Origin of the sequence: Halobiforma nitratireducens JCM 10879 (assembly GCF_000337895.1) — an archaeon.
Classification (GTDB): Archaea; Halobacteriota; Halobacteria; order Halobacteriales; family Natrialbaceae; genus Natronobacterium; species Natronobacterium nitratireducens.
Genome location: NZ_AOMA01000116.1, coordinates 21,923 through 48,035, shown reverse-complemented (window position 1 = coordinate 48,035; position 26,113 = coordinate 21,923). Strand labels below are relative to the sequence as shown.

Annotated in this window: 23 protein-coding genes; 4 read left to right on the top strand and 19 right to left on the bottom strand. The window is 62.8% G+C overall.

Translation table 11 applies throughout. The features are described from left to right. Positions 1-414: 414 nt before the first annotated feature. From phoU to C446_RS11495, 9 genes are all read right to left on the bottom strand, one after another. On the bottom strand, positions 415-1,083 hold the full coding sequence (gene phoU / locus C446_RS11530; protein ID WP_006673281.1) for a phosphate signaling complex protein PhoU: 669 nt from the start codon (positions 1,081-1,083) through the stop codon (positions 415-417). 220 nt (positions 1,084-1,303) lie between these two features. After that, positions 1,304-1,720: a CBS domain-containing protein gene (locus C446_RS11525; RefSeq protein ID WP_006673280.1), complete on the bottom strand. Its 417-nt coding sequence runs from the start codon at positions 1,718-1,720 to the stop codon at positions 1,304-1,306. Positions 1,721-1,723: 3 nt separating this feature from the next. Next, complete coding sequence (locus C446_RS11520; protein ID WP_006673279.1) at positions 1,724-2,434, bottom strand: magnesium transporter; 711 nt, start codon at positions 2,432-2,434, stop codon at positions 1,724-1,726. Continuing rightward, a complete protein-coding gene (locus C446_RS19330) occupies positions 2,424-2,567 on the bottom strand; it encodes a hypothetical protein (RefSeq protein ID WP_169331363.1) in 144 nt (47 codons plus the stop codon). Before C446_RS19330 ends, C446_RS11520 begins: the two co-directional genes overlap by 11 nt. Positions 2,568-3,380: 813 nt before the next feature. Continuing rightward, on the bottom strand, positions 3,381-3,770 hold the full coding sequence (locus C446_RS11515) for a hypothetical protein (protein ID WP_006673277.1): 390 nt from the start codon (positions 3,768-3,770) through the stop codon (positions 3,381-3,383). A gap of 254 nt (positions 3,771-4,024) precedes the next feature. Beyond that, positions 4,025-4,822, bottom strand: coding sequence for an SDR family oxidoreductase (locus tag C446_RS11510; RefSeq protein ID WP_152419431.1), 798 nt, complete (start codon positions 4,820-4,822; stop codon positions 4,025-4,027). Between the two features lie 242 nt (positions 4,823-5,064). After that, positions 5,065-5,493 carry a universal stress protein gene (locus C446_RS11505; protein WP_006673275.1) on the bottom strand — a complete coding sequence of 143 codons (429 nt, stop codon included), beginning with the start codon at positions 5,491-5,493 and terminating at the stop codon, positions 5,065-5,067. A 91-nt stretch (positions 5,494-5,584) separates the two neighbouring features. After that, positions 5,585-6,223 carry a phospholipase D family protein gene (locus tag C446_RS11500; protein ID WP_006673274.1) on the bottom strand — a complete coding sequence of 213 codons (639 nt, stop codon included), beginning with the start codon at positions 6,221-6,223 and terminating at the stop codon, positions 5,585-5,587. Between the two features lie 96 nt (positions 6,224-6,319). Continuing rightward, a complete protein-coding gene (locus C446_RS11495; protein WP_006673273.1) occupies positions 6,320-6,925 on the bottom strand; it encodes a metal-dependent hydrolase in 606 nt (201 codons plus the stop codon). 114 nt (positions 6,926-7,039) lie between these two features. Between C446_RS11495 and C446_RS11490 the strand changes: the two genes are divergently transcribed. Continuing rightward, positions 7,040-8,188 carry a site-2 protease family protein gene (locus C446_RS11490; protein ID WP_006673272.1) on the top strand — a complete coding sequence of 383 codons (1,149 nt, stop codon included), beginning with the start codon at positions 7,040-7,042 and terminating at the stop codon, positions 8,186-8,188. Positions 8,189-8,210: 22 nt separating this feature from the next. Here the strand turns inward: C446_RS11490 and C446_RS11485 are convergent, their stop codons facing one another. After that, positions 8,211-9,737 carry a carboxypeptidase M32 gene (locus tag C446_RS11485; RefSeq protein ID WP_006673271.1) on the bottom strand — a complete coding sequence of 509 codons (1,527 nt, stop codon included), beginning with the start codon at positions 9,735-9,737 and terminating at the stop codon, positions 8,211-8,213. A gap of 129 nt (positions 9,738-9,866) precedes the next feature. Then, the gene (locus tag C446_RS11480; protein WP_006673270.1) at positions 9,867-11,393 is read right to left on the bottom strand and encodes a carboxypeptidase M32; all 1,527 of its coding nucleotides are present in this window, start codon (positions 11,391-11,393) and stop codon (positions 9,867-9,869) included. Between the two features lie 204 nt (positions 11,394-11,597). Between C446_RS11480 and C446_RS11475 the strand changes: the two genes are divergently transcribed. Beyond that, positions 11,598-11,954, top strand: coding sequence for a hypothetical protein (locus tag C446_RS11475; RefSeq protein WP_006673269.1), 357 nt, complete (start codon positions 11,598-11,600; stop codon positions 11,952-11,954). Positions 11,955-11,983: 29 nt separating this feature from the next. Here the strand turns inward: C446_RS11475 and C446_RS11470 are convergent, their stop codons facing one another. Next, entirely contained in the window at positions 11,984-13,081 is a 1,098-nt protein-coding gene (locus C446_RS11470; protein ID WP_006673268.1) for a M20 family metallopeptidase, read from the bottom strand. Between the two features lie 79 nt (positions 13,082-13,160). Continuing rightward, on the bottom strand, positions 13,161-14,882 hold the full coding sequence (locus tag C446_RS11465) for a globin-coupled sensor protein (protein WP_006673267.1): 1,722 nt from the start codon (positions 14,880-14,882) through the stop codon (positions 13,161-13,163). Between the two features lie 173 nt (positions 14,883-15,055). Between C446_RS11465 and C446_RS11460 the strand changes: the two genes are divergently transcribed. Next, positions 15,056-16,948 (top strand): PINc/VapC family ATPase, encoded by a 1,893-nt coding sequence (locus tag C446_RS11460; RefSeq protein ID WP_006673266.1) that lies wholly within the window; start codon positions 15,056-15,058, stop codon positions 16,946-16,948. Between the two features lie 166 nt (positions 16,949-17,114). On the opposite strand, the gene C446_RS11455 is transcribed toward C446_RS11460, so the two are convergent. The 6 genes from C446_RS11455 to C446_RS11430 all read right to left on the bottom strand — a co-directional run bounded on the left by C446_RS11455 (position 17,115) and on the right by C446_RS11430 (position 22,306). Then, complete coding sequence (locus C446_RS11455) at positions 17,115-17,768, bottom strand: hypothetical protein (protein ID WP_006673265.1); 654 nt, start codon at positions 17,766-17,768, stop codon at positions 17,115-17,117. A 114-nt stretch (positions 17,769-17,882) separates the two neighbouring features. After that, positions 17,883-18,581 carry a metal-dependent hydrolase gene (locus tag C446_RS11450; RefSeq protein WP_006673264.1) on the bottom strand — a complete coding sequence of 233 codons (699 nt, stop codon included), beginning with the start codon at positions 18,579-18,581 and terminating at the stop codon, positions 17,883-17,885. Beyond that, positions 18,581-19,273, bottom strand: coding sequence for a metal-dependent hydrolase (locus C446_RS11445; protein ID WP_006673263.1), 693 nt, complete (start codon positions 19,271-19,273; stop codon positions 18,581-18,583). The genes C446_RS11450 and C446_RS11445 overlap by 1 nt, the downstream gene beginning before the upstream one ends. A gap of 367 nt (positions 19,274-19,640) precedes the next feature. Further along, positions 19,641-20,054, bottom strand: coding sequence for a hypothetical protein (locus C446_RS11440; protein WP_006673262.1), 414 nt, complete (start codon positions 20,052-20,054; stop codon positions 19,641-19,643). 123 nt (positions 20,055-20,177) lie between these two features. Then, on the bottom strand, positions 20,178-20,471 hold the full coding sequence (locus C446_RS11435) for a winged helix-turn-helix transcriptional regulator (RefSeq protein ID WP_006673261.1): 294 nt from the start codon (positions 20,469-20,471) through the stop codon (positions 20,178-20,180). A gap of 224 nt (positions 20,472-20,695) precedes the next feature. Next, entirely contained in the window at positions 20,696-22,306 is a 1,611-nt protein-coding gene (locus C446_RS11430; protein ID WP_006673260.1) for a long-chain-fatty-acid--CoA ligase, read from the bottom strand. A gap of 224 nt (positions 22,307-22,530) precedes the next feature. On the opposite strand from C446_RS11430, the gene C446_RS11425 reads away from it, so the two are divergent. Further along, the gene (locus C446_RS11425) at positions 22,531-26,085 is read left to right on the top strand and encodes a DUF7289 family protein (RefSeq protein WP_006673259.1); all 3,555 of its coding nucleotides are present in this window, start codon (positions 22,531-22,533) and stop codon (positions 26,083-26,085) included. Positions 26,086-26,113: the final 28 nt, after the last annotated feature.

The following is a 26,113-nucleotide window of genomic DNA, read 5'->3' as shown; positions in this document are numbered from 1 at the left end:
GGGCTACGCCGTCCGACGCGAAACGGACCATCCTTGCCCAACTCGAGGAAGAGTCCCGCCACGGCTACTCGCTCGCCAAAGACCTCGGCAAGCAGGGGCCGACGGTGTACGAACGCCGCCAGGAGTTAGAGGTGCCAATACATCGATAGCGAGCAAGAAGACCGGCGGAACGTATACTTTGACCGAGCGTGGCGAACTCACTCTCCAAGCAGACCGCGCTGGTGATTGAATCCACCTGCGCCGACAGACCCCTCAGGACACAAACGAGACGTGTCGCGTCTCGTTAACCGGGGAATCAGGAGTTGGCGGTTCAGATTGCGCGTTTCCTCGGGGTTCGAGTACGCGCTCGTGTGGCTCTTCGACGGTCGCCACTCAGTTGTCACCAGACAACCGTACCGAGGCGTACTGACGGAGCTACTCGAGGAGACTGTCGTCACCAGTCACCATATAGACCGTCCGAGCGGCGACGTTGGTCGCGTGATCGGCGACGTGCTCGATGTCGGCGACGGTGATCACGAGCCGAAGGACGCGCTCGTGGTGTTCGTCGAGATCGACGATCGCGGCGTCGAGCGTTGCCGTTTCGTGGAAGACCTGGCGGCTCGCGTGTTTTGCGAGCTGATCGATCTGGTCGTCACGAGCGATGATTTCCTGGCACGCGTCCGTGTCCGAACTCTCGAATGCGTCGATCGCATCGGCAACCATCGTTGCGCTCTCCTGAGCTATCGAGGGAATGTCGACGGCCGTCTCCATCGCCGGCAGCCCGGCTTCCGTCCGTTCGGCGATCTTGACCGCGATGTCACCGATTCGATCGAGGTCGGTGCTGATCTTGAACGACGAGGCGATAAACCGGAGGTCGCTGGCGACCGGCTGTTGCAGTCCCAGCAGCTCGATGCACTTGCGTTCGATGTCGAGATAGTACTCGTTGATTCGGTCTTCGCTTTCGACGACCTGGCGAGTGATCTCCGTCTCGTGGCCAGCGAGGGCCGTCACAGCGCGGTCGAACTGCGTCTGTACGAGCGCGCCCATCTCGAGTACCGCCTCGCGGAGCGCCTCGAGTTCCCGTTGATACTGTTCTCGAGCCATCGTCTCACTTGTTCGGACAATCGTTGGATTCCGTTCCGATGAGTGTGGTTTGCATAGTACTGATCGTGTCCGGTGTTGCTACGTTCGGGCGTGCGACCGTGTCAGCCCCCACCACCTGTACGACGGCTACATCGGTCACGTACAGAGAACCGTTCTCGAAGCGATTTCCGACACGTACCATCGATAAAAATGCTACTGGGGGGCGGTCTCGGCCGAGCCGTTATACCCAGAATCCGGCTTTTTTCAGCGCCGTGATCGTCATCTCGTTTTCGACCGCCTCGAGCAGTTCGTCCGCCCGCACGACGCCGACGATCCTCGAGTCTTCAGTTACCGGCAGCGCGGGAAATCCGCGTTCGGAGATGCTGTCGACTGCGTCAGCCACCGGGGTGTCGGTCGAAACCGTCCGGATATCGGTCGTCATTATTCGTTCGACGGTGGTCGTCTGATCGGCGTTCAGGAGGTCGGTGACCGAGACGACCCCGACGAGTTCGTCGCCCTCGACGACGTAGAGGTAGTACAGCGTCGTCCCGTCCGTCGGCGTTCGATCGCGGAAGCGGTCGATCGCCTCGTCGACCGTGGTCGTGGGGGCGGCGGTCTGGAACTCGTCGGAGACGAGATCGGCGAGTGTCTCGGACATGCGTTATAGCGCCCCCGGGAGCAGCCAGATCGCCAGGCCGAAGTAGATGACCACGGCGGTGAGGTCCTTGAACGTCGTCACGACGGGGTCAGAAACCGCAGCCGGGTCGAACCCCAGCTTGTGTGCGGCCCACGGGATGAGATAGCCGAACGTACTCGCGACCAGACAGACCGTCACCAGGGCGGTAAACAGCACGATCGACAGCATCGGCTCCCCATGCCAGACCATCGCGATGCCAGCAGCAATGGTGCCGATGATGAGCCCGATAGCGAGACCGAGGAGGGACTCGCGAGCGAGGTGTTTGAGCACGTTCTTGTCGTCGATGTGCCCGAGTGCGAGCCCGCGGACGAAAATCGTCGATGCTTGCGTCCCGACGTTGCCGCCCATGTCCATGATGACGGGAACGAAGATCGCAAGCAACGCGATCTCGGCTGCTTCCAGCGACCCTTCGGCACCGCCGATTACCCCGCCTGCGAGGAGGCCACCGGCCAGGGCGACTAGCAACCACGGAAGGCGCAGCCAGAGCTTCTTCGGCAGTGACGAAGTGAGAACGATATCGCTGCGGGTTGCCTCCGCGTCCGCGACGTTTCGACCGCGAACGACGGACCCACCAGCAACGGTTTCGGCTCCGCCGTCAGCACGGAGTGTCGCGGCGTCGTCTGTCGACTCGCGGTTCTGACTCTCGGACCGTTCTGCGGGCGTTTCAGCAGTCATCGTGTTCCTCCTGGGCTGGCGAGAAGACGCCGGCGAAGGCGCTGTCGAGCAGGCTTCGTACCTGTTCTTCGAGCGTCGGCATGGCTGCTTTCGGCGTACTACTCGGCTGCGTGTGGTGAGTGGGATTCCACATACAGTCGGCTCTGATGCCCTACAATTTAAATTCACCGGAATTATATTTGAAATTAAAACGCAGAGGAGGGTCTACGCGACGGACACGGGGTCCGTCAGGGCAGCCGTGAGACGGCGTTACCGCTCGGGGTGTGTTCCCAGATCAGCAACGAGCCAGCCGCGTAGCTCTTCGTACCCGCTTTTACCGCACACACACGACGGCGACGGCAGTCGCTGAGAGGGACGGATACGTCGCTCGAGGGACATGAGTAGCTCTAGAACGACGTATCCGTGGTGGCGGTGGTGGCACTCGAACGCGACTCGGGGACGGCGACGTGCTTAGAGCGTCGGTGGTTCCCCATATCGGTTCCTCCGTTCGGACTCACAGAAGACGCCGGCAACGTTGCCGTCGAGCAGGCGTCGTACGTGTTTTTCGAGGAGCCGACCGCTGGATTCCACCGTACGAACAGTGCGATTTCCGGGAGGCTGAGTACAGTACATACGGGTACTACCGACACTGTTCCCCTGTTTCAATGTTCGGTATAAGATGTTATTATGCCTTCAATTACCAACCGAGACCGTGACTACTCACCCACGTTCTCGTCGGCCCGAGTACTGCTCGAGGACGAGGTCGTGATCGGTCCCGACCCGTCGCGGCCGCAGTTGGCGGGGCCCTCGACTGGGCGTTTCGTTGGGCGACGACTCCGAATTCACGATCAGCTCCGCCTCGTCCGGTATCCGACAGGATACCGGTTGTCTGGACAGATTTCGGCCACGAGATAGAGCGTCTTGCTCTCCAAGAACGTTGCCTGGCTCGACTGATCCGTACCGGCAGTCAGGCCTGCTGGCACCACTCGACGGCTTCGTCGACGCCGTCGAACGACTGCATCTCGGTGTCCGTATCAACGTTCGCCTTGAGCGCTGATCCCATCATCCCGTCGGCGACGAATGCGACCCGGTCGACACCGACGTCGTTGGCCAGCTCCGACCACTTCTCGTTGATGTGTTCGAGGGAGTTTCTGACTTCGGTACCGAGGTTGCCGGAGTTGTCAAGAACCAGGACCGTCGCGTTCATCTCATCCTCGGATGCATGTTCCCGATAGTGTTCTTCCCCGTCTTGTATTTCCCCGCTGTTGTAGTACGATGCGAAGTCTTCCATGGACCAGATCCCGACACTGCCTCGCTCCTCGTACTCGAGATAGTCGAACTCGCTTGCTGGCTTCATACGTCGCCGTTTTCGACCCGGTTCTGGTAAAGATATTTGCCATGTGTTGACATGAACTCAAAACGTGGTTTCGAGTGTCAAACGGGTAGCTAGCCGTATTTGTTCGGGTGGTAATGGGAAACTATGTCTATAACCACACATTTGGTTGTTTTTAAATTCCCAGTCCAGTGTCGCCGTTCGGAACACGTCATACTCTAGGACGACGTCGTGATCGGCCCCGCCTTCTCGTCTCGAGGCCGCGCCACTCGAGAGGACTAGAACCCGTCCGCGAACTTGTCCCGCCGGTTGATATCGAGTTCGCTCACGCTCGAGCCGTTCCGGCTCGCGGCGAAGACGATCGCATCGGCGACCTCCTCGGGTTCGCTGGCCTCGTCTTCGCCGAAGTGTTCGGCGAAGGTCTTCCCGTCGGTCGCCTCGAACTCCGAGCGGACCTCCGCTGGATTCACGATCGTCACGCCGACACCGTCGTCGCCGACCTGCGCCGCGACGCTCTTGGCGAAACCGCGAGTCCACCACTTCGAGGCGGCGTAGACGGGGTTGAACGACCGCGGATACTGGCCGGCGAAACTCCCTACGAAGATCAGGTGTCCCTCGCGCTCGCTGACGTGTGGGATCGCGGCTCGGGTCGCGTAGAAGACGCCGTCGACGTTGGTCTCCTGGATCGTCTCGTAGTCGTCGGTCGCCATCTCGGCGACGTCGCTCCCTCGTGAGAGGCCGGCGTTGTTCACCAGCACGTCGATCCCGCCGAACGTCCCAACCGTCTCGTCGATCAGTCCGTCGACGTCGTCCTCCTCGCGGACGTTCGTCGGGACGACGAGCGTCTCGACGCCGTGGTCGTCCTCGAGGTCGGCTGCCAGTTCCCGCAGCCGATCCTCGCTTCGGGCTGCGAGGACGACGTTCGATCCCGCGGCCGCGAGCCGACGACAGGTCGCCGCGCCGATCCCCGAACTCGCGCCGGTGACGATCGACACTGCGTCCGCGAGCGTACCGTTGTCGTTCCTGTCGTCGCTGCCGTTTCCGGTGTCGGTGCCGTCGCTGGTGTGGGCGGTCATCGAGTGAACCGATCCCGCCGCACTCCAAATCGGTTTCGAACGCCGCGTCGTCGGCGCTTCCTCTTCACCCGTCGCCACGTCCTCGAGCGGGGCCGTGACGGAGACAGAGCGGTACTACCCCGGCGGTCCAGCGTCGATTCTGCTCGCCGACCTGGGTCTGAACGTAGATACCAGACGATCCACAGAACTCCGACGGACCCGGGTCGCGATGCTCGTCGCTTCCGGCCTCATCGGTCCCTGCCTCAGTCGTCCTCGAGAGCGGGCAAGGCGACGACGGGCCGGTCGGCCTGGGTCACCAGCTTCACCGAGAGGTCGCCCGAGAGGAACTGCAGCAACCGGTTCCCGCCGCGGGATCGGTAGACGATTGCGCTGGCTTCGACTTCCTCGGCGGCCTCGAAGATGGCCTCGACCACGTTCCGAGCGTAGGCCGTGTGCTCGTTGGCGTCCGGAAACACGTCCCGAACGGCGGCGTACGATTCCGTTGCCATCTCTTCGGAGTGTTCGACAGGCGTCTTGTCGGGGACGCCTCCGCCCTTTTCGACGACGTGCAGCGTCGTCACGCGGCCGGGGTCGTACCGGGCGAGTTCCTTCGCGGTCTTGCGAGCGTCCTCGGGATGTGCGACGGGGATCAGAACGTGACCGAGCAGATCGCGGTCGTGGGGCGTCTCCATACTGCAACAAGACGCATTCGACGCATAAGGGTTTGTGCCATCCCGCCGTCAGTAGTCGACCAGTAGTCGATCCCCCTCCCCCCGATCTCTCTCAGGAAAACAGGAACAGCCCCAAAAGGATAACCAGCACGACGTACGACGCGCGGTGACCGAAGACCGCCCGTGAGGGGAGGAGTTTCCCCTTCTTCGCCCAGTTTGTCACCGTCCTCGCCAGCATGACGGGCTTGAACAGATCCCGTCGGGTGATCGGCTCACAGACCTCGAGCAAGTCGTCGATCCAGTCGACGAACGGTGCGATCCGTTCGTCGCCGGGCCCGGTCCCCTCGACGTAGGCACTCAACTCGAGGTTTTGCTCGAATGCGACCTGGGTGAGGTTCGCGGAGCCGATGATGACGGCGGGCTTCTCGCCGGTGCGGACGTACAGCTTCGCGTGGAGGAACCCGTCCGGGTACTTGTGGAGGTGGACTTGGTCCCCGCTATCGAGCCGCCACAGATCGCGGGCGATCGTGGCGGAGAACTGGTCTGCCGCGGGGCCGACGACGATCACCAGTTCGTTCTCCGACGAGCGCGAGAGAAACGCCTCGATGTCCGGCCGAAGCGTGTGGTAGGCGTTGTAGGTGAAGAATCCGGTGACGAGGTAGATCGTCCCGTCTTCCTCGAACAGCGTCCGGAGCTGTTCGTCGACAGTCCGGTCCCCCCACCGATTGTTGACGAGTTCGACGTCGGCCATCTCGATCTACGTGTCGGATAGTTTCGGTACCTGTCCCATATGTGTTCCGTCACCCGTCGCCGGGCTGGCTCCATTGGCAGTCTATCGTCGATCGCCTCACGCGAGGTATCGATCAGGGACGTACACGTGCAGCCGGGGTGGGAGGTAGCGAACGCCCCAGCGGGCGAGGTCCTCGAGTCGCTTCCGCGTGACCGTGTACCCGACCGAGACGGCGATCAGGAGGGCGACGAGTATCGTCCACGGTCCCTCGAGGACGGCCAGCAGGGGGACAGCGAGCGCCGATGCGAACGCGAGGTCCTCGGGCGAGCCGTCGTACCGGACCCATCGTCGCGGTGGCACCCACTGCCCGCGGACGTGATCGTAGACGGCGCGGTTCGACGGCGGGTTAGTCCAGGGTCGTGCGCCGATGCCACAGCTCGCGAGGTCGCCGACACAGTGTAACGCGGCCGCGGCCAGGAACGTGACGAGCGCGATCGTCGCGTCCGTGGGGACGACGACTGCAAGCGGCACCGCGGCGGCGGCACCGAACGCGGCGACGACGGGATGGTGGAGGGTCTTTCGGTGGGTCGCGACGACGTCGAGGTCCGGAAAGAGTCCGCCGACGAGGCCGGCGGCGAGGGCCGCCGGCGCGTGGTCCGGCGCGAGGAAGACGACCGGCAGGGCAACGACGAGCCCCACCAGCACGTGAGTCGTCACCATCATCCTGGCCCGATCCTATGGCCCATCCAAATATATGTGTCCCGCCGGGCGTACCGACCCCGCGACGAGTCGGAGACACCCGATACTCAAGTGGGGACCGTCCGTCGTTCGTTCCGAATGCGAAACTTTCACCTCACGACGATCGGGAGTATTCCGATCCGGATCAACGTCTCGCTGCTGGTGTTGTTGCCCGTACTCGTCTATCTGATCGCCGAAGGTGGTCAGATCGGCATCTACGCCTCGGCTATCGATTCGCTCGCGCCGGCGACGCTCGAAGTCGCTCCACTCGAGGAGGGTGCGACGCCGTGGCTGATCGGCCTCGCAGGGGCCGTCGGCCTCTTTTTCAGCGTCGCCGTCCACGAACTGGGCCACGCTTACGCCGCCCGTCGGTACGACATCGGTACCGAGTCGATCACTCTCTGGATTTTCGGCGGCTTAGCTGCCCTCGAGTCGATGCCCAGAGAGTGGAACCGGGAGTTCTGGATCGCCGTCGCGGGACCGCTCACGAGTCTCTTACTCGCGGTGGTCTTTGCGCGTCTCCTGCAGGTGATTCCGGGGGGACTGCCGCTCGTCCTCTTCGTCGTCGGCTGGCTCGCGCTGATCAACGTCGTGCTCGCGATCTTCAACATGCTCCCGGCGTTTCCGATGGACGGCGGGCGCGTCCTCCGGGCGCTGCTGGGTCGGTGGTTGTCGTACGTGACCGCGACGCGGATCGCTGCCCGGATCGGAACGATCTTCGCGCTGTTGTTCGCCGTCGTCGGCGTCCTGGGCGGCAATCCGCTCCTCGTGCTCGTCGCGCTCTTCGTCTACGTCGCGGCGACGACCGAGTCACGCACGATCGCCCTCGAGGAACTGCTGCGGGGCGTGCTCGCAGCTGACGTGATGGATCAGCCGGCACGGTCGGTGGCAGCCGACGCGACGCTTGCCGACGTTGCGACCGATCTCTTCGAGAATCGCCGTAGCGAGTTCGTCGTCACCGACAACGACGAGATCGTCGGGCTGGTGACGCTCTCGGACCTGGGGCAGGTCGATCGATCTGCCTTCGAGACGACGACCGTCCGCGAGGTCATGACCGACGAGGTCGCTCACGTCGGACTCGAGACACCCGCCTTCGAGGTGCTTCGAGCGATGGGGCGGGAGCCGCTCGTCGTCGTCCTCGAGGACGGCGATCCCGTCGGCACCGTCTCCAGACGGGACCTCGGAGAGATCATGCAACTGCGCCGGGAACTTGGCGCTCCCGGCCCGTTCGAGCGGACGGCGATGTGATCGGTCGCGAGGAACGGGCGTCCTAGAGATCGTACAACTCGCCGTACTTCTCCTCGACGTACTCGAGGAAGTAGTCGGCAGTCAGCGGTTCGCCGGTCGCGACCTCGATCAACTCCTCGGTCGGATACCGCTGGCCGTACCGGTGGACGTGGTCGGTCATCCACTCCCAGATCGGCTCGAACTCGCCCTCCCGGACGAGCCCGTCGACGTCGAGGTCGTCCCGAATCGTCGCGTCCAGTTGCGCGGCCAGGACGCTGCCGACGGTATAGCCCTGGAACACGGCGAAGCTCGCCGACCAGTGGGTGTCCTGCAGACACCCCTCCGCGTCGGTCTCGGGACGCACGCCGAGATACTCCTCCATCTTGTCGTTCCAGACTGCCGGAATCTCCGAGACCTCGAGGTCGCCCTCGACGAACGCTCGGTCGATCTCACACCGGAGGATGATGTGCAGGTGGTAGGTGAGTTCGTCCGCTTCGACGCGGATCAGGTTCTCGGGATAGATCCGGTTGACCGCCGCGTACGCCTCGTCGACGGTCACGTCCTCGAGGTGCGGGAACTGTGCTTTCATCCGTGGGAGGAACAGCTCCCAGAACGGCTTCGTACGGCCGACGTGGTTCTCCCAGAACCGCGACTGGGATTCGTGGACGCCCGAGGATCGTGACTGGCCGAGCGGGTTGCCGTACTCGTCTTTCGGTAAGCCGAGCTGGTAGCTCGCGTGACCGAACTCGTGGATCGTCGCCGTCAGCGCGTCGATCGGGTCTGACTCCTTGAACCGGGTGGTGATCCGGGCGTCGAACTGATTGCCTGACATGAACGGGTGGGGCGCGGTATCGAGGCGGCCGTGTTCCTCGGGGTAGCCGAGCAGGTCGACGACTGCCTCCGAGAGGGCCATCTGGTCGGCCTCGTCGTACGTGTACTCCGGATCGCGAAACACCGACGGGAGCTCCCGGCCGTCCTCCTCGATTCGCTCGATCAACGGGACCAGCCCGTCGCGGAGGTCCTCAAAGATGTCCTCGACGGTCTCGAGGGGCAGGTACGGCTGACTGTCCTCGTAGAGCACCCGGTAGGGGTTCGCGTCGGGGTCGATCGCCGCCGCTCGCTCGCGGTGGAGGTCCCGAAGCTGCTCGAGAGCGGGCGCGAACTGCTCGAAGTCGTCCTCGCCTTTCGCCTCCTGCCAGACCTGCTGGGCTTCGGCCTGGTGAGCGGTGAGACGTTCGACGAGCTCGGAGGGGACCTCCGCGGATCGTTCGTACTCCCGTCGCATCTCGCGGACGACAGCCGCTTGCTCGTCGGTCAGGTCGACGGACTCGAGTTCCGCGAGCCACTCCCCTACCTCGTCGTCGACCAGCAGGTCGTGGCTCACGCCCGAAATCGTCGAGAGCTGCCCCGCCCGGGCCGGCGTCCCACCTTCGGGCATCATCACGCGCTGGTCCCACCCCAGCGCCATCGACGCCATCTCGAGGTTCGTCAGCTTCTCGGCACGCTCGAGGAGGTCGTGGTACGCCTCCGGCGCGCTCTCCACGTCGTGAGATTCGTCGGCAGTTGCCATATTTCGTTTCGAAGGATCGGGGGAACGATACTAAAACCTCGGGAAGGGGCGACCGAGGTACGAACGATAGCGCTGCTCGAGGTGGTGGCAAGTCGAAAGAAAGCCTCGCCTTCGTTCGGCCGTCGACGGTCAGAGGTCGTACAGCTCGCCGTACTTCTCCTCGACGTACTCGAGGAAGTAGTCGGCGGTGAACGACTCGCCGGTCGCCTGCTCGATCAACTCGGGCGTGGTGTACCGGCAGCCGTGCTGGTGGACGTTCTCGCGGAGCCAGCCGTTGAGGTCGTCGAACTCGCCGGCACGGATGTCGTCGTCAAGGTCGCCGAGATCGTCTTCTGCGGCGGCATAGAGCTGTGCGGCCAGCACCGAGCCCAGCGAGTAGGTCGGGAAGTAGCCAAAGGAGCCGTGCGACCAGTGGATGTCCTGCAGACAGCCCTCGGCGTCGGTCTCGGGGCGGACCCCCAGATACTCCTCGTACTTGTCGTTCCAGACCTCGGGCACGTCAGCGACCTCGAGATCGCCCGAGAGCAGTTCACGTTCGATCTCGAACCGGATGACGATGTGGAGGTGGTAGGTGAGTTCGTCCGCTTCGACCCGGATGAGGTTGTCGTCGTAGACCTGGTTCGCGGCCTCGTAGGCCTCTTCGGGCGTGACGTCCTCGAGCTCCGCGAACCGCTCGCGAGCGATCGGCAGGAACTGCTCCCAGAACGGCCGGGAGCGGCCGACGTGGTTCTCCCAGAGCCGCGACTGGGACTCGTGGACCGAGAGGTCCCGCGACTCGCCGAGGGGGGTGCCGTAGCCGTCGTCGGGCAGGCCGAGCGTGTAGTTGGCGTGGCCGAACTCGTGGATCGTCGACGTGATCGAGCCGAGCAGATCGTCCTCCTCGAACCGGGTCGTCACCCGGGCGTCGAACTGCGTCCCCGAGGAGAACGGGTGCGGTGCGGTGTCGAGACGGCCGCGATCCCAGTCGTAGCCAAGCGAGTCGAGGACGTCGCGGGCCAGCGCCTCCTGATCGTCGTCGTCGAACTCGCCACTGAAGGCGTCGGTCTCGAGGTCGGCGTCACTCGCGTCGATCTCCTCGATCAGCGCGACCAGTTCGTCTCGGAGCCGCTCGAGGACGCGCTCTGCAGTCTCGAGGTCCAGATACGGTTCGTACTCCGCGAAGAGCACGGCGTACGGATCGGCGTCGGGATCGACGTGTTCGGCGTACTCCCGTTTCAGCTCGACGAGTTTCTCGAGCGTCGGGGCGAACGTCTCGAAGTCGTCGTTTTCCTTCGCTTTCTTCCACTTCGGATGTGCGTTGGCGGTCGTCTCCGAAATCTCCTCGACCAGCTCCTGTGGCACGCTGGTCTCACGATCGTACTGCCGACGGATTTCACGGACGACTGCGGCCTGCTCGCCGGTGAGGTCGCTCTCCTCGAGCTCCGCGAGCAGCTCGCCGGTCTCGTCGTCGGTCAGCAGCTCGTGTCCGAGCGAAGACAGCGTCGAGAGCTGCTGGGCACGAGCGGGGGTCCCGTCTTCGGGCATGACGACCTCCTGGTCCCACCGTAGCACGCCCGCAGCGTTCGAGACGTTCGAAATCCGCTGTACGCGTCTTTCGAACCGTTCGTAGGTATCTCCGTGACTTTCCCCTCCGGTCTCGGCCTGATCTGTTGCCATCGTCGGCAGTATACAATGAACTGCTATCAAGGTCTTGATTCCGGGTCTTGACGCAGGTATCTCGAAACGTGATCGAACGGTCGGACCCGACCCGCGATCTGCGTGGCCGTCGAATCCCGTTTCGGGAAATCTTCAGGAACGGCCCCTGAAAGCGGCGGAAATTGCAAGCCGTGGACTGTTTGCGTTCGCCGACGACGGTCGCACATGGTCGTCGCTTCGGCAATCGTCTTCCTCGCCAGCCTGTTCATCGGGGCGCTCGGTATCCACGTCGGCGCTCGCGTCATCGTCGGCGCGGGCGACTACGATCACGCGATCGTGACCGCGTTGATCGGTGCGATCGTCTGGGCGCTCGTCGGGTTCTTCGTTGGCTGGATTCCTCTCCTGGGGCCACTGCTTGCACTTGTCGCGTACGTCGCGGTCATCAACCTCCGGTATCCGGCGGGCTGGACCGCCGCGGCGATGGTCGGATTGATCGCGTGGGTGACCGTGTTGATCGTCCTCTACGCGCTCGCGGCGGTCGGGATCACGGGTTTCAACGCCGTCGGCGTGCCGGGCCTGTAGCGATACTCGGAGAATCGCCGGCCTGAGGGTCACTGGGGCCACGACTCCGCGACGTGGCGGTACGTCTCCCGACACCGCTCGAGGACCTCGATCGAGACGCTTTCGTCGTCGGTGTGGGCCTCGCCGGGTTCGGCCGGCCCGCAGACGACGCAGTCGGTGCCAGCGTCGGCGAGCCAGCCCGCGTCGGTCGCGTGGGGTTTCGTGACGTGCTCGGGCGTCCCCGGCTGGGCGGCCGATGCCGCCTCGCGAACGGCGTCGGCGAACCCCTCGTCCCCACACTGCATCGGTGGGAGGTCCTGGTCGACGGTCCATTCGACGCCCTCGATTCCCTCGACGCGCTCGAGAGCCGCGCGCTCGCCCGGCACGGTTCGCTCGTCGACCGTGATCTCGCACCGGTCGGGGACGACGTTCATCGCCGTCCCGCCCTGGATCTCGGTGACGACGACGCTCCCCTCGAGTCGATCGCCGGCAACGTCGACGGCCGGCCGCTCGAGGTTCCGGACGATCCCGACGGCGTCGGTCGCCCGGTAGACGGCGTTCTCCCCGGCATCGGCCTCGCTCGCGTGGGCTGTCGCGCCCGTCGCCGTGATCGTGCTCCCGCGTCGACCCTTGTGGGCGACGGCGACGTCGGTGACGCCCGGACTCGAGTAACCAGTCGATCCCTCGCCGACGACGGCGTAGTCGGGGGCGAACCCGGCGTCGATGGCGTGGCGAGCACCGACGCCGCCGACCTCCTCGCCGACGAAGCTGGCGAAGACGAGCTCTCCTGTGGGGTCGGCTTCGACGAACGCGAGCATGGCGGCGGCGACGGCACCGTTCATATCCGCAGTGCCACGACCGTAGAGGCGGCCATCGCGCTCGTCGACGACGTACTCGCCGCTACTTTCTCCCTCGTCCTGGACCTGCGACGGGGCCGGCTCCACGACGTCGTGGTGGCCGACGAGCGCGAGCGTCTGCGGCGCTGGCTCCCCCTTCCGGGCGATTACGTTTCCCACCTCGTCGCGGGTGATCGTCGCGTCGCCGCCGGCTTCCCGCCCCAGCCAGGTCTCGATGAAATCGCCCGCAGCGGTCTCGTCCTCGTAGCTCGGGATCGAGACCAACTCACGAGTGAGCTCGGTGACGTTCATGCCCGTCGGTTCGACCGCCGACGTGTTGATTGCACCGGCGACCCCGGGTCGGCGGGCCGTGATCGCCCGGCTCGAGTCCTCACTGCGTCTCCGTGGTTTCGGCGTCGAACTCGAGTTCGGGACCGGGATCGTGGTCGGCCCCGGTGTCGGGTTCTCTCGAAACGCGTTCGTACACGGGTTCGCTCTCGAACGGCTCGACGTCGGTCAGTCTCCCGACGGCAGCGCTCACCTCGCCGAGACTCGCCGTCTGTTCCTGGCTCGCGGCCGCGACCGACTCCGCCGCGTCCGCAACCTGTTCGGCGCTTCGTGAAAGTTCCTCGACCGACTCCGCGGTCGCCTCGATACTGTGGGCCTGCTGGTCGGTCGCAGTCGCGACGTCTTCCAAGCCCGCTGCCGTCGATCTGGCAGCGTCGTGAATTCTCTCGAGCGATTCGATCGTATCGCGGATGCGCTCACCACCCTGGTCGACCCGGGTGCTCGTCTCCGTGACCGCCTCGACGGTTTCCGCAGTCGCCTCGGAGACGTCTTCGAGTGCGGTTTCGATCGCGTCGAGGTCGCGTTTCGTCTGCTTTGCAAACGAGTTGACCTCGTCGGCGATGATCGCCATCGTTTCGTCGCCCGCATCCCCTCGCGTCGATTCGATCTTCGCGTTCGAGGCCAGGATGGTCGTCCGCTGGGCCAACTCGTCGAGTCGTTCGATCGCCTCGTCGATCTCGTCGGTTCGGGACTCGAGTTCGCCGACCGCCGTCTCGACCCGTTCGGTCGCGTCCTCGATCGCTCCGAGCTCGCGACGTGCCTCGGCGGCGGCTTCGACTCCGTCCCCTGCCAGTCGCTCGGTCCGTTCGCTCTCCTCGCGGGCTTCGGCCGCGACGCTTGCTACCTCCTCGGCGGCCGCGCTGACCTCGTCGATTTCGTTCGCGGCCTCCTCGGCGGTCGCGGCCTGGGCCTCGGTGTGTTGACTGATCGCCTCCGCACGGCGGGAGACGACCTCGCTGGCCTCGTGGAGCTCCTCGAGTGGGTTTTCCACGTCCGACTCGACGTCCGCGGCGAGTTGCTCGTGTTGATCGATCGCCTCCTCGAGGTTCTGGGCGTAGGAGTCGACGTACGTCTCGGTTGCGATCTGCATGTCGAGGTTGATAATCCGCAACAGCGAGAGTACGTCGCCCATCCCGTCGTCGATCGCGTCGCGAACGGCGTCCTCGAGACTCTCCTCGAGTCCGTCCGTCGCCTCGGAGTCGGCTTCGTCGCTGCCGAACCCGAACGCTCCGGAAAGTCGCCCGAGGCCCCCGTCGGCGTCCTCTTCTCGCTCGGCGAGCCACTCTTCGATGGAGGTGACGACCTGTTCCTGGACCCGCTCGTTTACCCGGCGCATGATGAGATCGTAGTAGACGCCGTACTGTCCCACGTACTGTTTCAACGGCATGTCCAGCATCTCGTGGAGTTTGCCGATCCTGGCGCGGTTCTCGAAGTACTCCAGGTCGTAGTCGCCGGTCGAAAGCGACACGAGATACGCCCGCTGGGTCTGCTTGAGTTGCTCGACTCCTTTCGGCGACCGCTCGACGACATCGCGGGCCGCCTCGTACTCCAGCAGGTTGTCGTAGAACTCGTCGGCGATCTCGTCCTGGTTGTCACGAAGCAACGGCTCGAGGTCGTTCAGCCGCTGCTCGTCGGTTTCGTCGAACCCGATAAACTCCTTTCGCCAGGCGACGTCGTCTTCGTCCAGTCCGATTCCATCGAGCAACCGATCGACCTCGAGAAACCCGTTCAGGCCACCGTGCCCGAACGTGCGTTCCGGATTCATGGCAGAACGTGTTCGGCTCGGGGTTTAAATTTTGGCCGGTAGTTCCAGCAACCTGGAACTTTATCACGCATGATGGTTCGCGTTCCGGTCCGCCGTATTGTGCCCCAGCCACGTCCGACGGGCCCGTCCAGCGACGTGAACACCCTTATGGGCGTACGTACCCGAGTGAGCGTATGAACGTCGTGCCGGACACGAGCGTGGTCATCGATGGCCGCGTCTCGTCGACGATCGAAGACGGGCAGTTCGAGGGAGCGACGATTTCGGTTCCCGAAGCCGTCGTCGCGGAACTCGAAGCGCAGGCAAACGACGGCATCGAGACCGGCTGGGACGGCCTCGAGGAACTCCAGCAGCTCGCCGACCTGGCCGACGAGGGCGAGATCGACCTCGAGTACGTCGGCGAGCGCCCGAGCGCCATCGAGCGCGGTCACGCCTCCGAGGGCGAAATCGACGCGCTCATCCGCGACCTCGCGGAGGACCTCGATGCAACCTTTCTCACTAGCGACGTCGTACAGGCGGAAGTCGCCGAGGCGAAGGGCCTCGACGTCGAACACGTTTCCCCGGAGACCCGCGAGGTCGACGTCGGCACGCTCACCGTCGAGAACTACTTCGACGACGTGACGATGAGCGTCCACCTCAAGACGGGCACCGTCCCGATGGCAAAACGGGGCGAACTCGGCGACATGCACTACCAGGAGATCGCTGATGAGCCACTCGACGAGGAGACGATGGACGAGTACGCCCGCGAGGTCGTCGACGCCGCCAAGGAGTCCCCCGAGGGCTTCCTCGAACTCTCGGAACCGGGCATGAAGATCGTCCAGTTCCGGGACTACCGGATCGCGATCGGCCGGCCGCCGTTCTCGGACGGCATCGAGATCACCGCGGTTCGACCCATTGCCCAGACGGACATCGAGGACTACGAGAACGCCGACGAACTGAAAGAACGGCTGCTCGAGCGCCAGCGTGGCGTCCTCATCTCGGGTGCACCCGGTGCCGGGAAGTCGACGTTCGCGCAGGCAGTCGCCCGGTTCATCTCGAATCACGATTACGCGGTCAAGACGATGGAGAAACCGCGGGACCTGCAGGTCGGCCCCGAGATCACCCAGTACACCGAACTCGGCGGGCAGATGGCAAAGACCGCGGACGCCCTATTGATGGTCCGTCCCGACTACACCGTCTACGACGAGGTGCGCAAGACCGACGACTTCGAGGTCTTCGCGGACATGCGGCTGGCCGGCGTCGGTATGATCGGCGTGGTCCACGCGACCCGCCCGATCGACGCGCTCCAGCGGCTGGTCGGCCGCGTCGAACTCGGGATGATCCCGCAGGTCGTCGACACGGTCGTCTACATCGAGGCCGGCGAAGTCGAGACCGTCTACGACGTCCGTACCGAGGTCAAGGTCCCCGCGGGCCTCACTGAGGAGGACCTCGCCCGCCCGGTCATCCAGGTCACCAACTTCGAGACCGGCGAACCCGAGTACGAGATATACACGTTCAATCGCCAGGTCGTCACCGTCCCGCTCAAAGACGAGGAAGACGGCCCGGGTAGCGAGTCCGGCGTCGACCGTATCGCCAAACAGGAGATCGAACGCGAAATCCGATCGGTCGCACACGGCTACGTCGACGTCGACCTCAAAGGCCAGGATCGCGCCGTCGTCTACGTCGAAGACGACGACATCTCGAGTGTCATCGGCAAGGGCGGCGGTCGGATCACCGACATCGAGAACCGGCTGGGGATCGACATCGATGTCCGGACCCACGACGAGAACCCCAACTACGGAGCCGGTGCTGGTGCTGGTGCTGGCGGTGCCGGCGCGAGCGGTGACGGCGGTACCAGCGGTCAGGCCGGCCAGATGGTCTCCCCGGAGGTGACCTCGAGACACATCGTCATCCCCGTCGACGGCAACCACGGCGAGACCGTCGAGGTCCAGGCCGGCGGTGACTATCTCTTTACCGCGACGGTGAGCCGCGGCGGCGAAATCCAGGTCTCGCGTGGAAGTGCGATCGCCGAGGAACTCGAGCAGGCGATCGACCGGAGAGACCCGATCACGGTCGTGCCCTCGTCCTGACCGGGACCGTTGGACCGTTTTTCGCGTGGATTGGTGCGTGAGCGGGCAGAGAAAAAGCATCCCCGTGAGATTCGGGTTCCCCGTGGGTGTACGATTGTGGCACCCCTCGAGGGACAATCGATCGGCGGACCCGATCACGGTCGTGCCCTCGTCGAACTGCGTCGGACTAGCCTTCGGCCGACGCTCTCGAGCCCGGTCCGGACACGTCGCCGCCGTCTCCCAACCAGTGGCCGATCATCGCACCGATCCCCAGCAGGAGCACGGCCGGAGCCAAAAGGAGGTTGAGAAGCGGGACGTTGACGATCAGCGCGCCGACGAACAGCGCGAGCCAGAGATTCGCCGGGCCGCTCTGTCGTTTTCGAAGCAGATACGCTCCGATCACGATGGTTCCGATCGCGGCTGCGACGTGGACGAAGATCATCGCTCCGAAAAGCGGAATCCCGGCGATCAACGCCGTCGGCTCCGGCAGGCCGATTTCCACGAGGACGACCAGCACGAACAACAGCACGAACAGGCCCACGATCCCGGCGACGATCGCACCGAAGCCGAGCAGCGCCGACCGGACGGGCCGATCGTAGATTCGATGCTCGAGCGTACGAACGTACGTCCCCGAGCCGATCACCTCCGTCGCCACGAGTACGATGAGTCCCAGCGCGATCGAAAACAGGACGTAGACGACGTACAGCAACGCGCCTAGAACGAGGAGTTCGACCCCACCCGCGCCAGTAACCGAGGTTTCGACGCCGTTCTGTGCCGTTGCCGAGACGGGAACCAGCGACAGTACTGCGATCAACGCCGCTACCGCGCGTCGCACGTTCATGGCTTTCTTTCGTAGTGGGCTGATAATAAGAGTACGACAAGTACGCAGGCCGGTCCCGGGAGGAACTCGAGACACTCTCGTGACGCCTCGAGACTCAGACACAGTCTTTGGGTGTTAGCGGTCGTCTCGTTCGCGACGATCCTGGAACCGCCGGGCGACCAGAACGAACAGTCCGGACAGTACCAGATACAACTGCCAGCCGCTTTCGGCGACCGGGAAGAGGCGCTCGACCGGTCCGTCGGCGTCGTCCTCGACCGCTGTGGAGGGTTCGACCGGATTGTCGACGTGCGTGTCCGCAGTGGTGCCAGTCACGCCGACGTCGGCGGCGATCCCGTCGGTGCCGTCTTCGGAGGCGACGCCGACATCGAGATCGACATCGACGAACGTCTGTACGATCCCCTCCGTCGTCGAGAGGGCGAGTTCACCCTCGAGTCGGACGAATCGGTCGACGATCGGGTAGAAGGCGTTGATCCCCTCGAGGTGAGCGTAGTCGAGCAGCACGTGAGCGAAGACGTGGACGAAGAGGCCAACCCAGGCGACCCTGACACCCCACCACCCCCACCGGTCGCGAAGCCACGATCGCTCGCGGTAGCTGGTGTCCCAGTAGAGCAACAGGCCGCCGACGATCGGGATGGTCAGGTTGTGCAACAGCGCGCGGTGTGCCCCGTCGAGCCACAGTCCGGCGATGGTGTCGGCCTCGGGGATGACGACGATGACGAGCAGGACTGCGAGCGCCCGACGGTCGAACGCTCCCTTCAGCAGCCCTGCGGCGAGCAACAGGGCGAACCCGGCGTGGACGATCGTCGATGGCATCAGTGTTCACCGTCCGTTTCCGTCTTCACTCCTGGGTCCTGTTCGTCTTCGTCCGTGCGCTCCAGTCGGAACCGCGCTGCAGTGGCCCCGATCGCCGCGGCGACGACTACCAGTTGCCAGCCCGACTCCACCAGCGTCAGTCTCCGCTCGACGCCCGTCTCGAGTCCCGTCCCGGGCGTCGGGTTCACCCAGGTTGCGACGTGATGGTCAGCGGTCGTCCCGGGCGAAGTGAGCCACAGTGGCGTCTCTCCGCGTTCGACGAACGTCAGGATCAGTCCGTCCTGGGTCGATAGCAGGAGCCGACCCACGACGGCGTAGAACCGGTCGTGGAGGGGATAGAGGAGATTCACTCCCTCGGGACGGAAGAGGTCGAGGCCGATGCCGGCGACGACGTACGACCCGAGCGCGACCCACGCGACCCGGACGCCGTACCAGCCGTATCGCGTCGCGAGCCACGAGCGCTCGCGGCAGCGGGTGTCCCAGTAGAGGACGACGAATGCGACGCCCGGCAGCAACAGCGTGTGGAAGACGGCGTTCGTCGCACCCTGGATCGCGAGACTGAGGACCGCATCGAGGTCCGGAACCGCGGCGGCGAGCGCGACGACGAGTAGCGACCGGCGGTCGACGGCCGCCCCCAGGAGAGCGAGTCCGATCAACACCCCGGCGGCGACGTTCACCAGCGTGGGTGCCATAGCGGCTACACCGACTCGAAGAGCCTAAACCTATCGGTGAGACTAAATTTGCGACGAGAGGCCCCCTCACGTCGGAGATGGCTACCAATACTGTCGCCGAACTCCGGACGGGGTGGATTGCTCGAGAAGGAGAGAAGCGGTTCCGAGAACGCCGACAGTCAGTCTACGGGCAGAGCAGGCCGAATAGCCTGGAGTCGTACGAAAATCGAGAATTTTCGTGACTGAGCGACTTGGAACGACTCGCAGCGAAGCTCCCGCGAGGTCAGCGGGCGGAGTCCCGCCGGAATTCGGGAGGACCGCGCAATCCCTGTTTTCGCTCGATGGCGAGACACAGCAGTCGTCTCGAACCACCTGGCTCCGAGGGGGCTCACCGCTCGACTTCCATCCGGTACAGGTCCGGATTTCGCCACCAGAACAGCCCCCACGACAGCAGGAAGCCGGCGGCCATCGCGACGATCTCCTTGAGGAGTCGCCACACGTCGAAGTCGATGATCGCTACGAGTACGATCGACGACCCGACCGCTGCCCCGACGAGAACGAAGACGACGTCGCCGAAGATACGTTCCGTCGGGTACTCCCAATAGTGTTGACGCTCGTCGTCGTACCAGACGCCGACGTAGATCAATACTGGTGCCATCGCGGTGATGATCGTGATGACCTGGTACTCTTCGGGGAGAATCCCCTGTGCGATCAACACTGCGTTGACGAAATTGGCGACGATCGACGCGCCGAACAGTCCGACGAGCAACCATCCCCACCGTGGCAGCCGTTCCTTGTTCATGTGCGGTGACGGTCACCCGGGAAAAATAATCCTGCCGTTCTCGTCCGTCGCAGTCGAATGCCGACCGGCGACGGCGGATCGATCCGTCGCGATGCGCTCGCCCCGCTGTCTCCGTCCCCGTAGTTATTCGGCGCAGCAGGCGTCTTTCTTCGCGGATTCGTCGACCCCATTGCCATCCGCCGCGACCGGCTCCTCGATTCGGTAGAGGCTCTGGCGGGCGTCCGCAAAGTAGATGTCCTCGTCGACGATACCGATCTCCTCGAGTCGCTCGAGTGCGTAACGGACGGTCCGTGCCGAGAGCATCGATTCCTCGACGATCTGTTTCTGCGTCAGCGGCCCGTCGTACTCGAGTACCTTGAAAACGAGTTTCGCACTTGGAGGCAAGTCCTCTATTTCCTCCCCGTCAGTCTCTGCCATATTACGAATCGAAAGGTCCCAGCAGTATAAAGCTTGAGCCTTACCAGCGCCACTCTCGGAAAAATTCCAATGTATTAGGTGTTTAAAATGCATCCTTAGGGGCCTAGATGCCAATAACTCCTATTTGACTGGCCAGTCAGTATCCACGTGTCGTATCGATAACCAGAGCCTCGAGACGGGGGTGCGATTCGCCGATCGGGTGGTCGGGTCGTTACGAACTGGTGTCAACCCTCCCCGATCATCCGGTCTTCCTCGTCCCACTCCCGTTTGCGGAGTTCGTACTTTTGGGTTTTCCCGGTCGCCGTCTTGGGAAGTTCTCCGACGAACTCCACCCGCCGGACGACTTTGTAACTCGCGAGCCGATCCCGGGTAAAGTCGGTTAGCTCGTCGGCCGACACCGGCGGATCGTCCGGGTCCCCGCTCGACGGCACGACGAACGCCTTCGGCGTCTCGCCCCACTCCTCGCTCGGTGCTGGGATCACCGCTGCGTCCGCGACCGCATCGTGGTCGAACAACGCATCCTCGAGTTCGATGCTCGAGATGTTCTCGCCGCCGGAGATGATGATGTCCTTTTTTCGATCGCGGATAGCGATCAGCCCGTTCTCGTCGATCGTCGCGAGATCGCCGGTGTGGTAGTAGCCCTCGACACGGTCGTTGAACGCCTGCTCGGTCGCCTCGGGCTTGTTCCAGTAGTGGTCCATCACCTGATTGCCCCGGACGACGACCTCGCCGAGCGTCCGATCGTCGCGGGGGACGTCCTCGCCGTCTTCGTCGACGACGCGCACGTCGGTCCCGAGGATGCCCATTCCCTGGCGTTTCTTGAGTTCGTAGCGGTTCTCCTCCGTGACGTGTCTCGAGGGTGCCGAGATCGTGATTAGTGGGCCGGTCTCGGTCGCGCCGTAGAGGTGTTTGAGTCGCCAGTCGAACTCCTCTTCGACGGCGCGGATCGTCGCTTCAGGCGGGGCGCTGCCGGCCGTCGTCACTCGGACGTCGTTGTCGCCCGCCATGGCGGGTCCGCCCTCGTCCTCGTAGTAGTCGATCAACTGGTTGAGCACTGCTGGGGCCGCACAGAGAAACGAGACGTCCTCGGTCCTGATCGCGTCGACGATCTGGTCGGCGTTGACACCGCGTGTACAGACGTGTTTCGCTCCCTGGCCGGTCACCGCGTAGATGTGTCCCCAGCCGTTGACGTGGAACATCGGGAGCGTCCAGAGGTAGACGTCGTCGTCGGTGAGTTCGTGGTAGATCGACACCAGGTAGGCGTGGATCGTCTCGGTCCGATGGGTGCGACAGACCCCTTTCGGATCGCCGGTCGTCCCCGAGGTGTAGTTGATCGTGATGATCTCGTCCTCGCTCATCTCGGGCTGGTCGTACTCTGGACCGGCATCGGATAGTGCGGTATCGAACGACTCCCACTCGTCCTCGACCGACTCGGTATCGTTGGTGATGAACGTCTCCGTCGGCACGTCGTCGCGGATCGCCTCGATCTTCTCCGCGTACTCGTAGTCCGCGTAGATCGCGTCCACGCCGGCGTCCGAGAGAATGTACTCGTAGTCGTCGGCCGTGAGTCGGTAGTTCAACGGCGTAAACACCGCCCCGATGTTCATCGCTCCGAAAGCAGCCTCGAGGTGGTAATGCGTGTTCGGGTCGAGCACGGCGACCCGATCACCTTTCTCGATACCACGTTCCTGGAGTGCCGCGGCGAACCGGTCGACACGGTCGCCCAACTCGGCGTAGGTGAACCGATCACCGTCCGCGCCGACGATCGCCTCCTGGTTGGCGTAGTGGTTGCGCGCCTGCTCGAGAAACGCCGTAACGACGAGTGGTCTCTCCATACGGCCCAACGTTCCGTAACAACCATGATAATAATTTGGTTGATGTCCACTTTCACCAAGGCCCTGCACTGGTGAAGGTCGAAAACCGACCGACGGAACGGCTTTCTCTTCTCTACAACAGCCCATTTATTCTACAATTTAGGGGTGAAATGAAAATAGTTTATCTGTCATAACAGTCACTGCATAATATTGTTTTATGGTACTGGAATCTCGAGTGAGAACTAATGAACAAGGGGCGAGCGAGTGACGATGGGGAACAGCAGCGAGCGGTCAGCCCACTCGTGGGGTTGATCCTGCTGTTCGGCATCGTTGCGATCGGTACCGCATTGCTGTTGGTGGCCGGGTCGGCGATGCTCGACTCCATCGAGTCGGGTGCCGAGCAGGAAAAAGTCCACATGTGCATGGACGAAACCGATCACCGTCTCGGGACGGTCATCACGACGGGAGCCGAACAATCCCTCGCGTTCGACGACTCGGACTGTCAACCGCAGATAGCTGCCGATGGGACGATTTCAGTTGCACGGCACGACGGTGAACATCCGGATTGGGACGATGACGATCGGACCGCAACTGAAACTCTCGGAACGCTCGAGTTCGAACTCGACGAGCAGACGATCGCCCATCAGGGCGGTGCTGTGTGGGAGCGTACAGACTCCGATACTCGGGCCGTAAAAGAACCCAATATCGGCTTCGAGAACGATACGCTCCACGTGGAACTCATGCAGATCGAGATAGACGACGTTTCCGGGGGGGAAACGGTAGTCCGACACGACCACGAGGGTGCATCAGAGGCGACTTCGAATCTCAGTTCAGTACTCAGTGATGCTGAAAACAACGTTACATTCAAGATCGAAAGCGAGTACGCCGACGGTTGGGAACGCCATCTCAGGCAAGAGAAAGAAAGTGTTTCGCAGTACAGTGTCGAGGTGAAACGCGACTCAGACGACGAAGTCGAAATGACGATTGAGGGAATTGGCGACCCCCCGGCAGAGCCCCATTTTGTGATCGACGAAGATCATGGGTTGGTTGCACACGATCAAGAAGAGCCCAACGCGATAGAAAACAACCGTGTTGGACTGAACGACAGATTCTACATTAACGCTTCACTGACGAACTACGGCAGCAATCCAGGGACGGTCAATGCAACCCTTTCCATCTGGAACGACTCTGAACGTAACGACCGTACTATCGAATCCAATCACTCCATATATGAAAATAATACTATAAAAACGGGACCTAGCGGTGATTGGACGAACGTTACAGATCCCCAAGATCAAGATCAACAACAATACTACTTCGAACCGGAATCGCTCGGCCTGGAACCGTATACTGAGTACGAGTACGATATCGTAACCGATCCAGGAGGGGATAGTCTCGACGAGCGAGGCAAATTTATCGTAGAGGAGGAATCACCGGAAGTCAACATTAGTATTACCGAAATCGAGGACGACGACCCAGTCGGACAGGGAGAGACCCTCACTGTTCACGCTGACGTCGAAAAGCGAGGGTATGGGGACGGCCAACTCGTCTGGCTCAACGGGTTCGGCGATAACACCGTCGACACCACCATGATCGATCCTGACGGCGACGGAGACGAGTCGGTGACACTCGAGTGGGGGAGCGTCGACCTTCCCGAAGAGCCAGACCAGACCGAAATCTCGGTCAGTTCCGAAAACAGTACGGAAACGGCAGACGTAGACGTCGAACCACTCCTCAACATAACTGCGATCGACGTTCTCGACGAGCCAGTTGAGGAAGGTGATACGGTCGAAATCGAGGCTCATATCGAAGCGATAGGTGATGATACACAATCGGACGTGGTTCTGGACGGATTCGATGGGAGCGAAGGAGACCGCACACAGAGCGAAACGATCAGCGCTACTGGAAGCCCGACGACTGTCCAACTCGAGTACGAGGGTGTCGGAGAGCGAACCGATCGGGTTACGGTTCGAACGGAGAGCCCTGGGGCAGAAGACGACGAAATGGACGAGGTCGTCGTCGTCGAACGAGACGGTCCTGTCTGCAGTGAGGTCGATTACGAAGGAAGTGGCGAAGAAGGAGACCCATACAACGTGAGTACCGTCGACCAACTCCAGTGTATCAACGATGATCTCGATGCCAACTACCAGCTCGTCGATGATATCGATGCTCACGGAACGGAGTACTGGAATAAGGAGATCGTCGGTACGGAGCGGATTGACTCCGAAACCGTCACCGCTGAAAGCGGCGATTTCGGTTGGGGCGACGAGATCACACTCTCGGAGTCGCCGGTAGTGGAAGAGAGCATCGAGGTGGATGCAGGTCCAGGACTGTTCAATAGTGATCCGAACTTCGAACTCGTTAGCGCAGAGGATGGAATTATAGAAATACGAGATAGTCCAGGTGACTGGGACGATTGGTCTGAGCTAGATGTCACTTACGAAACGGCAACGCAGTTCGGCAACCCACACGGATTCGAACCGATCGGTCAAGACGGCAACAACTATCCAAACACTTTCGTCGACAGCAACTGGGACGGTGACGCGTTCAGCGGGGATTTCGACGGGAACGGTCACGAGATCAGAAACCTCTATATCGATCGCCCGGACGAACGGTTCGTCGGTCTGTTCGGAGCAACCAACTACCCTGCAGAAGACGCGTCCGTCGGATGGGGGTCCACGATAGAGAACGTTCGTCTCACGGACGTGTACGTCCATGGTCAACAACACGTGGGTGCGCTAGCTGGACAGGCTGGCGGGACTGTAGAAAACGCGAGAAGTGAAGGATACGTCGAAGCAGAGGAACAACTCGTTGGCGGATTGATCGGCGACGGTGCCCACGCCAACATCGACAACCGCCTCGTCACGGAGGGAACCGTCGTCGGCGGGGAGATCGCAGCCAGCGGTAACGCTAGACTGAACCACGAAGGGATCGGCGGACTGGTTGGCCGAGCAACCTGGGAGACCCAGGTATCGACGGCGTACACCCAGACCGATGTCAGCGGGGCCAACTACGTCGGCTCTATCGTGGGGACCTCCTCCTACGTCCCCTCGGAGTTCGAGCAGATGTACACCACCGGCACTGCGACTGGTAGCGACTCCGATGCTGGTGCTATCGTTGGGCACGTCCTCTCGGCGGGAGATAGCTTCGATAGCAGTGTTTACTGGGACGAAACGATCGAGTCCGACCCCTATGGAGAGATCGGCAACTGGTATACGGGCTCTATCGGATCGTGGACGATCGAGACGGACTGGATCGGTCGCACAACCGCCGAAATGCAAGGGTTCGACGTTACCGAGCCTGACCGAATGGGTAATCTCGAGTTCGCCGACGAAGGCGGGCCCTGGGAGGCAGTCCCCGACGACTATCCGCGGTTCAGTTGGGAACTCGAGGCCGAGGGCATCTTCGAGGTCGAAATAGACGATGTCGACAACGTGACTGCTGGTAACACGAGTACGGTCGATGTGACGGTCACGAGTCGTGATCGAGACCAAGAAGAGAAAGTGGTCACGCAGACGATCACCCTGACGAACATGGATGGGCAGGTCGTCGATACGAAAGACGTCGACTTGACGAGTTACCCAGACCGAGACGATTCTGAGACGATCGAACTCGAGTGGCATACCAGTCTCGACGACGAGGGTGTCGGTGAGGTCACTGCCCAGAGCGAGGATCGAGAGGATTCGGCACCTATCGAGATCGACCCTGCCGACATAGAGGACCTAACCGGGGATGTCGATCCGGATGATCTGGACGATTTCCCCTTCGAGACCGATCTCGACGGCGTCGAAATAGGCTGATTGGACTCGGCACTAACCCGAACCCCTT